The organism is Streptomyces sp. NPDC001204 (assembly GCF_053598035.1).
In genome coordinates this window covers 89883-103160 of record NZ_JBSFJL010000017.1, presented here as the reverse complement: position 1 = coordinate 103160, position 13278 = coordinate 89883, and the positions used below count along the sequence as shown (strand labels likewise).

Sequence of the window (13278 nt, the reverse complement as noted above, 5' to 3'; positions counted from 1 at the left end):
GCAGTAGCCGTAAAGCTCTCTGTCCAGGATCACCCACTTCCTACGGTCAGGGGTCATGGTGGGGACGTATCTACCCGGCATAGGGTCACCTCCTGAGCCAAGGCTAGTCAGGTTAGATACTGTCTGCCAAGGCATCGAACGTTGTTACGACTTGTGTTTGATGTGCTTAGCGAATCGCTGTTGGAGGTCACGTGGCACAGAGAGCTTGTGTCCTCCCTTTTCCATGGGGTGGCATTCCATGGAAATGCCGGCCGCTATGAGATCCTCCGTGACTGTGGCCAGGGGCTTACCTTCCCATCTCTGAGCAAAGGTCATGCCTAGTTCCTGGTATTCCCACCTGTCCTTTGCCTTGTGGCCAAGGGCTGATAGTTCCTCGTATTGCTTGTTGAGAGACGCTAGGGCTTCCTCACCCTTCTTACGGAGTAGGCCTGTGGCGTAGAGCCCTCCAGGCTTCAGGTACTCCACATGCTGAGTGATGGACTCCTCTAGCTCTGTGAGACGTTCCGCAGTGTCATCGCCCTTTACGTAAACCCTGCGGGTTACGGGTTCGTTCCCTACAGCCTCCGTCACTGCTGCCATGAATGGCCCGACAATCTCTGTCTCAGGGACGAATGAATACCCCTTGCATCCTGGAGAGCCTGGAGTAGACAGGCACCGGTACCGAGAGCCCTCCCAATAGGTTCCATCCTTACGCTTCTTACGTGTGGTGTGTAGGAGCAGGTTCTTTCCGCACCCTCCGCACTTCAGTACGCCAAGGAGAGGGGTCTTATCCTCCTGCCGATTGGCGGTAGGTGAGGGTTGGGCCAAGGCTGACTGAAGTTGCTTGAATTCTGCCTCTGTGAGGATTGGCTCTGCCACACGTACTTTCTCGCCTTGGCCGTTGTAGATGGGAACCTTCCGGCTGTACTTCTTTCCTGGCACCCTCTCGCTCCTCAGCTTCCAGCCTAGGAGAGCTTCAGAGGTGAGAATCTGCTTTAGGTTGGTTGTTCTCCACACAGGGGTTCCCCATGCCTCAGGACGCTTCCAGAGAGCCCCAGGGGTAGGAATCTCCCTCTCGGTGAAGTCCTTGCACACAGAGGCCAGGGATTCCCCTGTGAGGACTCTTTTACGGGCCTCATGGATGATCTCGGAATGCTCAGGGCTTATCTCCAGATAGCGGCCTCCGTCCCTCTCATAGGTCCGGTAACCGTAGGGAGGGTGACCACCTGCCCAACGCTCTGAACTCAGCAGGTGTTGCCTCATGGAAGTGACACGCTCTGAGATTGCCTGAGCTTCCATCCTGGCAAAGGCAGCGATCATCGTTGCCATTACCTCACCCATGGGAGAGTTGAGGTCGAATGGTTCCGTGGCAGAGACGATTCCCTTGTCTCCGTGTTCCTTGGCCCACTTGATCATTTCGTGCAGGTCACCGACCTTACGAACGAACCTGTCAAGCCTCCAAAACACGATCACATCAAACTCAGGTGCCCTGTCGAGCCACTTGGAGAGTTCGGGTCTCTCCCAAGGGGCATAGCGGGTTGCCGACACGTCAAGGTCTTTGGCTATGCCCACCACTTCCATTCCCCTCTGCTGACAGAAGGTGAGGCAGTGCTCTAGCTGACGCTCTGGGCTGGTGGTGGCGTCGGTGTCGATGGACAGGCGGACGGCGATGAGGGCTCTCGGTTGCTTGATCACGGGGGCATCGTACGTGAGTGATGGATCATGTCCACCAACCACTCCTACGACGACCCGCACCAGCCCATCGGCAAGCAGTGGCCCAGGATGGAGCCGGTGGAGATCGGTCCCGGCTGCTGGATCGGCACCGGCGCGGTGATCCTGCCGGGCGCGCGGATCGGGCGGAACGTCGTGGTGGCGGCCGGCGCGGTGGTCCGCGGCGAGGTCCCCGACCACGCGGTGGTCGCGGGGGCGCCCGCCCGGGTCGTACGCCGCTGGACCGCCGCGGAGGGCTGGCAGCCGCCGCTGCGGACCCCGGCCCCGGTGCCGATACCGCAGGGCATCACCCCGGAGCAGCTGCTGGCGCTGGCGGAGCTCGACGAGGAGAGCGCTGCCCGGCCGGCCGAGTGGGACAAGGAGTCCGGTTCCCGGCTGGCCGGGATGGAGACCGAGGGCGGCTGATCCGCTCCCGGTCGTCCGCCGGCCGGTCCAGCGCTCAGCCCGTCGCCAGCAGCAGGGTCCCCACGAGCGCCAGACCCGCCCCGGCCGCCTGGACGGCCCGCAGCCGTTCGCTGAGGAAGCCGCGGGCGGCGAGCGCGGTCACCACCGGGTAGAGGGAGGCGAGCACGGCGGCCACCGTGACCGGGCCGTGCTGGGCGGCGACGCAGTACGTGCCGTTGGCCGCGACGTCCGCGAGTCCGACGAAGCCGAGCGCGGGCAGTGAGCGCCAGGGGAATCCGGCCTCGGGCAGTACGGACCCGCCCCGCCGTGCGGAGGCGTACAGCGCGGCGCCGCCCGCCGCCACGTTGGTCACGCGCTGCACGAAGAGCGCGAGGAACAGGCCGGTGACGGTGGTGGAGGCCTCGGCGATCAGTGCGAACACCGTGCCGAAGCCGAGGGCCGCGACCAGGGTCAGCCCGATCGCCCGCCGCTGCACGGCGGCGCCTCCCAGGCGCGGCCCGCCCGCGAGCACGACACCGGTGACGGCGACCGCGATCCCCGCGACCTGGAGCAGTCCCGGCCGCTCGCCGAGCACCAGTCCGACGGAGATCGGCACGGCCACGCCGAGCGAGGCCAGCGGTGAGACCACGCCCATCGGGCCGAGGGCGAGCGCCTTGTAGAAGGAGAACATCGCGACCGGGCCGACCAGGCCCGCGGCGAACGCGAACCACAGCCGCGGTCCGGCCTCGCTCCAGCCGCCGGTGGCGACGACGACCACGCCCAGCACCGCCGCCGCGACGGACTGGGAGACCACGACGACGGTAAGCGCGGGCATGCGCCGGGTGAGCAGTCCGCCGCCGAAGTCGGCCAGCCCCCACAGGAGGCTGGTGGCCAGGGCGAAGAATGCTGTCACGGCGTGCCTCGCAGTACAGTTCGGTGAACGATCGGGTGCAACCCACCGTAGTTCAGCGAAGTAAACTCTGTCATCCAGAATATTGGACGGAATGTGTCGGACCTCGAACTGCTGACCCAGTCCCTGGCGCGCAACGTCAAACGCTGGCGTACCGAGCGGGGCTTCACCCTGGACACGCTCGCCGCACGCGCGGGAGTCAGCCGCGGCATGCTCATCCAGATCGAGCAGGCCCGCACCAACCCCAGCCTCGGCACCGTCGTCAAGATCGGTGACGCGCTCGGCGTCAGCATCACCAGCCTGCTCGACTACGAGCAGGGGCCCCGGGTCCGCGTCGTCCCGGCCGACCAGGCCGTCCGCCTGTGGCACACCGACGCCGGCAGCTACAACCGGCTCCTGGCGGGAGTCGAGGCGCCCGGTCCGCTGGAGATGTGGGAGTGGCGCCTGATGCCCGGCGAGGGCAGCCCCTCCGACCCGCACCCCGCCGGCACCGTCGAGCTGGTCCACGTCACCGCGGGGGAGCTGACGCTCACCGTCGACGCGGTGGAGTACCGCGTGCCGGCCGGCGCGAGCGCCTCCTTCGAGGCCAACACCCCGCACACGTACGCCAACGACGGTGCCGAGCCTATGGACATGGTGATGGCCGTGTCGGTCCCGCCCGTGCACTGAGACGCCCCGCCGCACAGCCCGGCGCGGCTGTTAGCGTGCGGTCATGCGCGCACCCATCGGGAACTTCGACCAGGCCACACCCGCCCCCGACTGCCTCGACGAGCTGACCCGCCCGGTCGCCGACGCCGTACGCCACTGGCACGGCGGTGTCCCGGCCGACGAGATCGTCTACGTCGAGACGGACCCGGAGTGGGCCGACACCGCCGTCTTCGTCGAGCACTACGGCCGGGACCTGCTGGAGACCTCCGCGAACTGCGTGGTCGTGGCGGGCCGGCGCGGCGGCGAGACCCGGCTGGCCGCCTGCCTGGCCCTGTCCACCACCCGCGTCGACGTCAACGGCGTCGTGCGCCGCCAACTCGAAGCCCGCAAGGCCTCCTTCGCGCCGATGGAGGTGGCGACCGGGGAGACCGGCATGGAGTACGGCGGCATCACGCCCATCGGACTCCCCGCCGACTGGCCCCTCCTGGTCGACTCCCGCGTCGTCGACCTGCCCTACGTCCTGGTCGGCAGCGGCCGGCGTCGCGGCAAGCTCCTGGTGCCGGGCAAGGCGTTCGCGCAGCTGCCCGGCGCGGTGGTGCTGGACGGGCTCGGGGTCTGATCCCGTCCGCGGCGCTCAGGCCGGCGCGTGGTGGGCGAGGCGCAGATGCGGGTCGGCCTCGCCGGGGGCCGGGGCCGGGTCGGCGTGGACCAGGGCCGCGATGAGGCCGGGTACGGCGTGGAGCAGGGCGTGTTCGGCCTCCACGGCGGTGGTGTGGGCCTGGCGCACGGTCGCCTCGCCGTCCACGACCACCGCGACCTCCGCGCGCAGCCGGTGGCCGATCCAGCGCAGCCGGAGCTCGCCGACCGCCCGCACGCCCGGCACCTCGGTCAGTGCCCGTTCGGCGCGGTCCACCAGGGCCGGGTCGACGGCGTCCATCATCCGCCGGAACACCTCGCGGGCCGCGTCGCGCAGCACCAGGGCGATGGCCGCCGTGATCGCCAGCCCCACGATCGGGTCGGCGGCCCGCAGCCCCAGGGCCGAGCCGGCGGCGCCCAGCAGGACGGCCAGTGAGGTGAAGCCGTCCGTGCGCGCGTGCAGTCCGTCGGCGACCAGCGCGGCCGAGCCGATGGCGCGGCCCACACGGATCCGGTGGCGGGCCACCCACTCGTTGCCCGCGAACCCGACGAGGGCCGCCAGCGCGACCGCGGGCAGGTGCTCGACGGGGCGCGGATCGAGAAGCCGCTGGACGGCGGCCCAGGCGGAGAAGGCGGCGGACGCGGCGATGGTCACCACGATCACCAGGCCCGCCAGGTCCTCGGCGCGTCCGTAGCCGTAGGTGAAGCGCCGGGTCGCCGCGCGGCGGCCCAGCACGAAGGCGATTCCCAGCGGTACGGCGGTCAGGGCGTCCGCCGTGTTGTGCACCGTGTCGCCGAGCAGCGCGACGGAGCCGGACGCGACCACCACCACCGCCTGGGCGAGCGCGGTGGCGCCGAGCACGGCCAGCGAGACCCACAGCGCCCGCATACCGCGGGCGGAGGACTCCAGCGCGCGGTCCAGCCGGTCGGCGGAGTCGTGGGAGTGGGGTGCGAGGAGGTGCGCGAGGCGGTGGCGGAGAGAGGGTCCGTGCGCGGGCTCGTGCTCGGGTCCGTGGTGGTGCCCGCGGTGGTGCCGGTCGGTCACGTGTTTCCCCTTCCGTGCGCGCGGAGGTGGACGCGTGCCGCCCACGACGCCATTATGTGCGTATGAGCGCACGCATGCACCTGTCATCTGCGCACGATGCGCACCCGCGCACCCCGGGCGAGGAGCAGCTGGCGCTGGCCGCCGAACTCCTCGCCCTGCTCGGCGACCGCACCCGGCTCGCCCTGCTGCACGCGCTGACGTCCGGCGAGGCCGACGTCACCACGCTCACCGAGGCGTGCGGGGCGGCCCGTCCGGCGGTCAGCCAGCACCTGGCCAGGCTGCGGCTGGCCGGGCTGGTGAACACGCGCAAGGAGGGCCGCCGGGTCGTCTACTCCCTGCGCGACGGCCACCTGCGCCGGCTGGTGGACGAGGCGCTGAACGTCGCCGACCACCGGCTCGGCGACCGGCCCCTCCACGACTGAGGCGCCCCCGACGGGTGAGGGCGGCCGGTCCCGGAAAGAGGCGGCGAAGGTCAGCCCAGACGGGGGATCTCGATGGCCGGGCAGTGGTTCATGACCATGTCGAGTCCCGCCGCACGGGTGCGCTCGAAGGCGGCCTCGTCGACCACCCCCAGCTGGAACCAGACGGCCCTCGCGCCCTTGGCGACCGCCTCGTCGGCGACCTCGCCGGCGAGATCGCTGTTGACGAACACGTCGACCACGTCCACGTCGAACGGGATGTCCGCGAGGGAGGGGTACCCCTGTTCGCCGTGCACCGTCTCCGCCTTCGGGTGGACCGGGACGACACGCTTGCCGAAGCGCCGCAGCACCTCCGCGACGCCGTACGCGGCCCGGCCGCGGTTCGAGGACAGGCCCACGACCGCCCAGGTGTCACCGTGTTCGGTCAGGATCTTCCGGATGGTCGCTGCGTCGCCGTGCACCAGGGGTCTCCTCGTCTCGGGAAGGGTTGCCGTCCGGGCAACGACGGGCGCCGCCCGGCGATTCCCGGCCGGTACGGAACCCGCCGACCTGTCCGGAACCTGCGGCCTCGGCCTGCGCGCGGCCGTCCGGCGGCCTACGCTCGGGCCGTGCTGCGCATCATCGACGCCCGAACCGGCGAGCCCGTGGACGCCGCCCCCGCCCGCCGCGGGCTGACCCGTGTCGAGGCGCACGCGTCGGGCTGCGACGCGTCGGGCCTGCGCGTGCTGCTGGTCGCCGACATCCTCGTCCGCGCCCTCGAACTGAGCGGCACGCCCGTGTGGTCGCTGCTGTCCGGCGGCCGGGAACAGGCGCAGGAACTGCGGGCGGCGGCCGCCGACCTCGGCATCCGGCCCTTCGAGGACGGCCGCGGCGCCGGCACCGCCCTGGGCGAGGCCCAGATCGTCCATGTGGCCGTCGAGGGCGCCGATACCGCGGCCGGGGGCGTCCGGATCGCCGTCGCGTCCGTCGACGCGACGGTGCCCGCCGTCCCCGCGCGCGACGACGACCCCGCCGCCTGGCGCCTGGCACTGCTCGCCCGCCGCCACACCCGGCCCGTACGGCTGGACGAGGCCGCGCTGGACGACGCCCGCCGGAACCTGGCGCGTTGGCGCGCGGCGGTCGCCGACTGGGCGCGGCGGCCCTCGCGGCCGGTCCCCGACGAGGTGCGCGGACGGCTGCGCGGCGCCTGGGAGGACGACCTGGACGTGCCGGCGGTCCTGCGGGTGCTGGAGGGGGCCGGGACCGATCCGGACCTGGCGGACGGCGCGCGCTTCGAGACGTACGCGTACGCGGACCGGCTGCTCGGCCTCGACCTCACGCGCGACCTGGGGCGTGCGGCGTGATCGCCCGCGCGGGAGCCGGCCCGCTGCGCCGCCTGGTGGTCCTGCGGCACGCCAAGTCCGCCTGGCCCGAGGGCGTCGCCGACCACGACCGCCCGCTCGCGCCCCGCGGCCGCCGGGACGCGCCCGCGGCGGGCCGCGCCCTCGCCGAGGCCGACTGCCTCCCCGACTTCGCGCTGTGCTCCACCGCGCTGCGCGCCCGGCAGACCTGGGAACTGGCCTCGGCCCAGTGGGGCACCCCACCGCCGGTGCGCTACGACCGCCGGCTGTACGCCGCCGACGCCCCCGATCTGCTCGCCGCCGTGCGCGAGGCGCCGCCCGAGGTCGGGACGCTGCTCCTGCTCGGCCACAACCCGGGCCTGGAGGAACTGGTCCTGGAACTGGCCGGGGACGGTCTGGACGACGCGCTGGACCGGCTCCGGACGAAGTTCCCGACCTCCGCGATCGCCATCCTGTCCTGGCACGGCCCCGGCTGGCCGTCCCTCGCCCCGGGCGCCGCCCTCCTGACGGACCTGACCGTGCCGAGGGGCGCCAAGAAACGGCGGTGAACCGGGCGCGTGCCCGGCGGCCGGTTCTCCCTCCGGCCGGCCGGGGCGAACCCTCGTGCGGCACGCGCGTCGGCGCCGCATAGGCTGGACCGATGCAGGACGAGTACCGCACAGTCGCACGCGCGGGCGTGCACGAGACCGAGGTCAACCGCTCGCGCTTCCTGTGCGCTCTCGCCCCCGCGGCCAACGAGCGGGAGGCCCAGGACTTCGTCGCCGCCGTCCGCAAGGAGCACGCCGACGCCACGCACAACTGCTGGGCCTACGTCATCGGCGCCGACGCCGGGATCCAGAAGGCGAGCGACGACGGCGAGCCGGGCGGTACCGCCGGCGTCCCCATGCTCCAGATGCTGCTGCGCCGCGACATGCGGTACGTCGTCGCCGTCGTCACCCGTTACTACGGTGGCGTCAAGCTCGGCGCGGGCGGGCTCATCCGGGCCTACGGCGGAGCCGTCGGCGAGGCGCTGGACACGCTCGGGACCCGCACCCGCCGCAGGTTCCGCATCGCCACCGTGACCGTGGACCACCAGCGGGCCGGCAAGGTGCAGAACGACCTCAGGTCCACCGGGCGCGAGGTGCGGGACGTGCGCTACGGCGAGGCCGTCACCATCGAGATCGGCCTCCCGGACGCCGACGTGGACGCCTTCCGGGGATGGCTCGCGGACGTCACGGCCGGGACCGCGGGGTTCGAACTGGGCGGCGAGGCCTACGGAGATGCATGACATATCGGGCATCTCGTGCCATTTGGCCTGCCCGGTGCCGTGCATGACGGTCGATACGGGAGTAACCGCCCGTGATGTCAGACCCGGCCGTTAGTCTTCGGGGATCATGAGGCTCCTGCACACTTCCGACTGGCATCTGGGCCGGGCGTTCCACCGCGTGAACATGCTCGACGCCCAGGCCGAGTTCATCGGGCACCTTGTCACGACGGTGCGCGAGCGCGACGTCGACGCGGTGGTCGTGTCGGGGGACGTGTACGACCGCGCGGTGCCCCCGCTGGCCGCGGTCGAGCTCTTCGACGACGCGCTGCACCGGCTCGCCGGCCTCGGCGTGCCCACGGTGATGATCTCCGGGAACCACGACTCGGCCCGCCGCCTCGGCGTCGGCGCGGGGCTCATCGACCGCGCGGGCATCCACCTGCGCACCGAGCCGTCGGCGTGCGGGACCCCGGTGGTCCTCGCGGACGCGCACGGCGAAGTGGCCCTCTACGGTCTGCCCTACCTTGAACCGGCCCTGGTCAAGGACGAGTTCGGGGTCGACGGCGCCGGCCACGAGGCAGTACTGGCCGCCGCCATGGACCGGGTCCGCGCCGACCTCGGCACACGGGCGCACGGCACCCGTTCCGTCGTCCTCGCGCACGCCTTCGTCACCGGCGGCCGGCCCAGCGACAGCGAACGGGACATCACCGTCGGCGGGGTCGCCGCCGTCCCCGCGGGCGTCTTCGCCGGCGTCGACTACACCGCCCTGGGCCATCTGCACGGCTGCCAGACCATCACCGAGCGCGTGCGCTACTCCGGCTCCCCACTGCCGTACTCCTTCTCCGAGGCCGCCCATCGCAAGAGCATGTGGCTGATCGACCTGGACGCCGACGGCTTCGCCGGCGCCGAGCGGGTCGACTGCCCGGTCCCGCGCGCGCTGGCCCGGATCCGGGGCACGCTGGAGGACCTGCTCGCCGACCCGGACCTCGCCCGCCACCGCGAGGCGTGGGTCGAGGCGACACTCACCGACCCGGTCCGCCCCGCCGAACCCATGGCCCGCCTCACCGAGCGCTTCCCGCACACCCTCAGCCTCGTCTTCGAGCCCGAACGCGCCCCCGGCGAGCCGGAGGTGTCCTACGCCCGCCGGCTCGCCGGCCGCGGCGACCAGCAGATCGCGGAGGACTTCGTGGCCCACGTACGCGGTGCCGCACCCGACGAGCACGAACGGACCGTGCTGCGCGAGACGTTCGACGCGGCGCGCGCGGACGAGGCGGTACGGGAGGTGGCGCGGTGAGGCTGCACCGGCTCGACATCACCGCCTTCGGCCCCTTCGGCGGCTCGCAGACGGTCGACTTCGGCGCGCTGTCGGCCGCCGGGCTGTTCCTGCTGCACGGTCCCACCGGCGCCGGCAAGACCTCCGTGCTGGACGCCGTGTGCTACGCGCTGTACGGGGCGGTCCCCGGCGCCCGGCAGAGCGGGCAGGGCACGACCCTGCGCAGCGACCACGCCGCCGCGGGCACCCGCACCCAGGTCACCCTCGATCTCACCGTCGCCGGACGCCGGCTTGAGGTCACCCGCCTGCCGCCCTGGGAGCGCCCCAAGAAGCGCGGCACGGGCACGACGCTCGACAAGGCCCAGAGCCTGCTGCGCGAGTACGACGCGACGGCCGGTGCCTGGAAGGACCTCAGCCGCTCCCACCAGGAGATAGGCGAGGAGATCACCCAGCTGCTCGGAATGAGCCGCGAGCAGTTCTGCCAGGTCGTGCTGCTGCCGCAGGGCGACTTCGCGCGGTTCCTGCGCGCCGACGCCGAGGCCCGGGGCAAGCTGCTCGGCCGGCTGTTCGACACGCACCGTTTCGCCGAGGTGGAGAAGCGCCTCGCCGAGCGCAGGCGCGCCACCGAGGCCCGGGTGCGCGAGGGCGACGCCGCGCTGCTGGCCGACGCGCACCGTATGCAGCAGGCGGCGGGCGACGCCATGGAGCTGCCGGAACTCGCACCCGGCGAGCCCGGCCTTGCGCAGGCCGTCCTGACCGCGGCCGCCGTCGCCCGTACCACCGCGCGCGAGCAACTGACCGTCGCACGCTGCCGGCTCATGTCCGCCGAGTCCGCCCACGCCGCCGCCGAGGCGTCGCTGCACCGGGTACGCGAAGTGGCCCGGTTGCAACGGCGGTCCGCCGAGGCCCGGGAGCGCGCCGAGCGCCTGGCGGAGCGGGCCGGCGCCCACCGGGAGGCACAGGCGCGGATGGAGCGGGGGCGCAAGGCCGGGACGGTGGCACCGGCCCTGGAACTGCGCGAGGCCGCCGACGCCGCGCACCGCCGTGCGGCAGCCGCCGAGGCACGCGCGCGTGCGGTGCTCCCGGCGGAGTACGCCGACGCCGGCGCCGCCGGACTGGCCGCCGCCGCGCGCCGCGCCGTCGAGGAGCTGGGCGGACTCGAGTCGGCCCGCCGCGCCGAGCGGCGCCTGGCCGACGTCGTCGCCGAGCGCGCCGCGGCGGACCGGCAGGAACGCGTCGACGACGACGTCCTCCAGGAGGCCGAGGCCTGGCTCGCCGGATGGGAGACGACCCGGCCCGCGTTGCAGACGCGCATCGACACCGCCCAGGAGGCGGCAGGCCTGGCCGAACGGCTCGCCCTGCGGCTGGGACCCGCGCGACAGCGGCTCGCCGCCGCCCGGGTGCGCGACTCACTGGCCGCGGACACCGAAGAGGCGCGGCGGCGGGCGCTCGCCTCCGCCGAAGCCGCCGCACGCGCCAAGGACCACTGGCTGGACCTGAAGGAGCAGCGCCTGAACGACATCGCGGCCGAACTGGCCGCGAGCCTCGCCGACGGAGAGCCCTGCGCCGTCTGCGGCGCCACCGAACACCCCGCGCCCGCGCGCAAGGTCGCCGGGCACGTCGACCGCGAGGCGGAGGAGCGCGCGCTCGGCGACCACCAGGCCGCCGAGGAGCGGCGCACCCGGGACGAGCGCCGCCTCGGCGCCGTACGCGAGGAGCTGGCCGCCGCCACCGCCGAGGCGGGCGACACCCCCACGGCACAACTCGCCGATGAGGCCGGGGAACTGGAGGCCGAGCTTGCCCGGGCCCGCCGGGACGCCTCCCCCCTGCACGCGGCACAGCAGGAGCTGCACCGCGCCGAGCAGGAGCGCGAGCGGCGGCTGACCGAACGCAGGCAGGCCGAACTCCGAGCCACCTCCCGGCTGGCCCAGCGGGACGGGCTGGAGCGCGAGAAGGCGGCCCTGGAGACGGAGTTGGCCCAAGCCCGGGGAGCCGCCGAGACCGTCGCCGCGCGCGCCGCTCAACTGGAGCGGCGGGCCGCACTGCTCACCGAGGCGGCCGACGCCGCACGCACCGCCGAGGACAGCGCCGAGCGGCTCAAGGACGCCGACGGACGGCTCGCCGAGGCCGCCTTCCGGGCCGGCTTCGACACCCCCGAGGCCGCGTCCGCCGCCCTCCTCGACGACGCCGCCCACCGTGAGCTGCAACGGCGCCTGGACGTCTGGCACACCGAGGAGGCCGCCGTGCGCGCGGTCCTCGCCGAGGCCGACACTGTGGCCGCCGCCGGGCTGCCGCCCGCCGACCTCACCGCCGCGGAGGCGGCCGAGGCCGCCGCCGGCCGGCGGTTGCGGGAGGCCTCGTCCGCGCGGGACGCCGCCGACCGCCGCTGCGCCGAACTCGACCGGCTCTCCGCGCGCGCCGCGACCGGCATGCGCCGGCTGGCTCCGCTGCGCGAGGAGTACGACCGCGTGGCCCGACTGGCCTCCCTCACCGCGGGCACCTCGGCCGACAACGGGCGCAAGATGCGCCTGGAGTCCTATGTCCTCGCGGCCCGCCTGGAACAGGTGGCCGCCGCCGCGACCGCACGCCTGCGGCGCATGTCGTCCGGCCGGTACACCCTCGTCCACTCCGACGACCGGGCCGGCCGCGGCCGCAGCGGTCTGGGACTGCACGTCGTCGACGCCTGGACGGGCCGGGAGCGGGACACGGCGACCCTGTCGGGCGGCGAGACGTTCTTCGCCTCTCTCGCCCTCGCCCTCGGCCTCGCGGACGTCGTCACGGACGAGGCCGGAGGGGTGCGCCTGGACACGCTCTTCATCGACGAGGGCTTCGGCAGCCTCGACGACCAGACCCTGGACGAGGTCCTCGACGTCCTCGACGCCCTGCGCGAACGCGACCGCAGCGTCGGGATCGTCAGCCATGTCGCCGACCTGCGGCGCCGCGTCCACGCCCAACTCGAGGTCGTCAAGGGCAGGTCGGGATCGACCGTGCGGCTGCACGGAGCTGGCTGAGCGTCCCGGAGCGGCGGTTCAGAACCGCGGGGACGGCGCTCGCACCCGGGACGGGCGGGAGACGTGGGACGGCTCGGCTGGGAGCCGCTGGGAGCCGCTGGGAGCCGCTGGGAGCCGCTGGGAGCCGCTGGGAGCCGCTGGGAGCCGCTGGGAGCCGCTGGGAGCCGCCGGGAGCCGCCGGGAGCCGCCGGGACCAGCGGGGGACGTGGGACCGGCGGGGGCGCGGGTCAGACGGCAGAGCGAAAGCGGCGCGGGGCGAGGGTCAGGCGTGGGGAGCGGGTCCAGCGCGGGATGCGGGACTGGCGGGGGACGTGGGATCGACGGGGGCGCGGGTCAGACGGCAGAGCGAAAGCGGCGCGGGGCGAGGGTCAGGCGTGGGGCGAGGGTTCGGCGCGGGACGCGGGACTGGTGGGGGAGCGGGTCCAGCGCGGGACGCGGGGTTGGCGGGAGACGTGGGACCGGCGCGGGACGCAAATCCGGCGGAGACGCGGAACCAGCGGGGGAGCGGGTCAGGAGGGTGAGCGAAACCGGCGTGGGACGTGGGTCAGGCGTGGGGCGAGGGATTGGCGCGGGACGTTGGATCGGCGGGGGAGCGGGTCCAGCGCGGGACGCGGGACTGGCGGGGGAGCGGGATCGGCGGGGGACGTGGGATCGGCGGG

General features: G+C 73.2%; 12 protein-coding genes and 1 pseudogene. 9 read left to right on the top strand and 4 right to left on the bottom strand.

What is annotated here, in order from left to right; genetic code table 11:
* Positions 1 to 144 precede the first annotated feature (144 nt).
* Positions 145 to 1674, bottom strand: a complete 1530-nt coding sequence (locus ACWC91_RS23255; RefSeq protein WP_225079109.1) for a recombinase family protein — start codon at positions 1672 to 1674, stop codon at positions 145 to 147.
* Between the two features lie 21 nt (positions 1675 to 1695).
* Between ACWC91_RS23255 and ACWC91_RS23250 the strand changes: the two are divergent.
* A pseudogene (locus ACWC91_RS23250) lies at positions 1696 to 2115 on the top strand (DapH/DapD/GlmU-related protein); the annotation flags it as partial.
* Between the two features lie 34 nt (positions 2116 to 2149).
* Here the strand turns inward: ACWC91_RS23250 and ACWC91_RS23245 are convergent.
* Entirely contained in the window at positions 2150 to 3007 is an 858-nt protein-coding gene (locus tag ACWC91_RS23245) for an EamA family transporter (protein ID WP_450643986.1), read from the bottom strand.
* A 93-nt stretch (positions 3008 to 3100) separates the two neighbouring features.
* Here ACWC91_RS23245 and ACWC91_RS23240 point away from each other — a divergent pair, with 93 nt between their 5' ends.
* On the top strand, positions 3101 to 3673 hold the full coding sequence (locus ACWC91_RS23240) for a helix-turn-helix domain-containing protein (protein ID WP_141363080.1): 573 nt from the start codon (positions 3101 to 3103) through the stop codon (positions 3671 to 3673).
* Between the two features lie 43 nt (positions 3674 to 3716).
* On the top strand, positions 3717 to 4271 hold the full coding sequence (locus ACWC91_RS23235; protein ID WP_225079107.1) for a YbaK/EbsC family protein: 555 nt from the start codon (positions 3717 to 3719) through the stop codon (positions 4269 to 4271).
* Positions 4272 to 4286: 15 nt separating this feature from the next.
* On the opposite strand, the gene ACWC91_RS23230 is transcribed toward ACWC91_RS23235, so the two are convergent.
* Entirely contained in the window at positions 4287 to 5333 is a 1047-nt protein-coding gene (locus ACWC91_RS23230; RefSeq protein WP_281155076.1) for a cation diffusion facilitator family transporter, read from the bottom strand.
* Positions 5334 to 5395: 62 nt separating this feature from the next.
* Here ACWC91_RS23230 and ACWC91_RS23225 point away from each other — a divergent pair, with 62 nt between their 5' ends.
* On the top strand, positions 5396 to 5755 hold the full coding sequence (locus tag ACWC91_RS23225; RefSeq protein ID WP_172633041.1) for an ArsR/SmtB family transcription factor: 360 nt from the start codon (positions 5396 to 5398) through the stop codon (positions 5753 to 5755).
* 50 nt (positions 5756 to 5805) lie between these two features.
* Here ACWC91_RS23225 and ACWC91_RS23220 read toward each other — a convergent pair whose 3' ends face one another.
* Positions 5806 to 6213, bottom strand: a complete 408-nt coding sequence (locus tag ACWC91_RS23220) for a CoA-binding protein (protein ID WP_281155075.1) — start codon at positions 6211 to 6213, stop codon at positions 5806 to 5808.
* Positions 6214 to 6360: 147 nt separating this feature from the next.
* On the opposite strand from ACWC91_RS23220, the gene ACWC91_RS23215 reads away from it, so the two are divergent.
* The 5 genes from ACWC91_RS23215 (at position 6361) to ACWC91_RS23195 (ending at position 12619) form a co-directional block, all read left to right on the top strand.
* A complete protein-coding gene (locus ACWC91_RS23215; RefSeq protein WP_450643985.1) occupies positions 6361 to 7095 on the top strand; it encodes a hypothetical protein in 735 nt (244 codons plus the stop codon).
* Positions 7092 to 7640 carry a SixA phosphatase family protein gene (locus tag ACWC91_RS23210; protein WP_141363090.1) on the top strand — a complete coding sequence of 183 codons (549 nt, stop codon included), beginning with the start codon at positions 7092 to 7094 and terminating at the stop codon, positions 7638 to 7640. The genes ACWC91_RS23215 and ACWC91_RS23210 overlap by 4 nt, the downstream gene beginning before the upstream one ends.
* Positions 7641 to 7732: 92 nt before the next feature.
* Positions 7733 to 8359, top strand: coding sequence for a YigZ family protein (locus ACWC91_RS23205; RefSeq protein WP_225079102.1), 627 nt, complete (start codon positions 7733 to 7735; stop codon positions 8357 to 8359).
* 106 nt (positions 8360 to 8465) lie between these two features.
* Positions 8466 to 9629, top strand: a complete 1164-nt coding sequence (locus ACWC91_RS23200) for an exonuclease SbcCD subunit D (RefSeq protein WP_450644819.1) — start codon at positions 8466 to 8468, stop codon at positions 9627 to 9629.
* A complete protein-coding gene (locus ACWC91_RS23195) occupies positions 9626 to 12619 on the top strand; it encodes an AAA family ATPase (protein WP_450644817.1) in 2994 nt (997 codons plus the stop codon). The genes ACWC91_RS23200 and ACWC91_RS23195 overlap by 4 nt, the downstream gene beginning before the upstream one ends.
* Positions 12620 to 13278 lie beyond the last annotated feature (659 nt).

Coding starts and splice junctions, on each gene's coding strand:
- ACWC91_RS23235 (WP_225079107.1), top strand. CDS start 3,717: ATGCGCGCACCCATCGGGAACTTCGACCAGGCCACACCCGCCCCCGAC.
- ACWC91_RS23225 (WP_172633041.1), top strand. CDS start 5,396: ATGAGCGCACGCATGCACCTGTCATCTGCGCACGATGCGCACCCGCGC.
- ACWC91_RS23205 (WP_225079102.1), top strand. CDS start 7,733: ATGCAGGACGAGTACCGCACAGTCGCACGCGCGGGCGTGCACGAGACC.
- ACWC91_RS23200 (WP_450644819.1), top strand. CDS start 8,466: ATGAGGCTCCTGCACACTTCCGACTGGCATCTGGGCCGGGCGTTCCAC.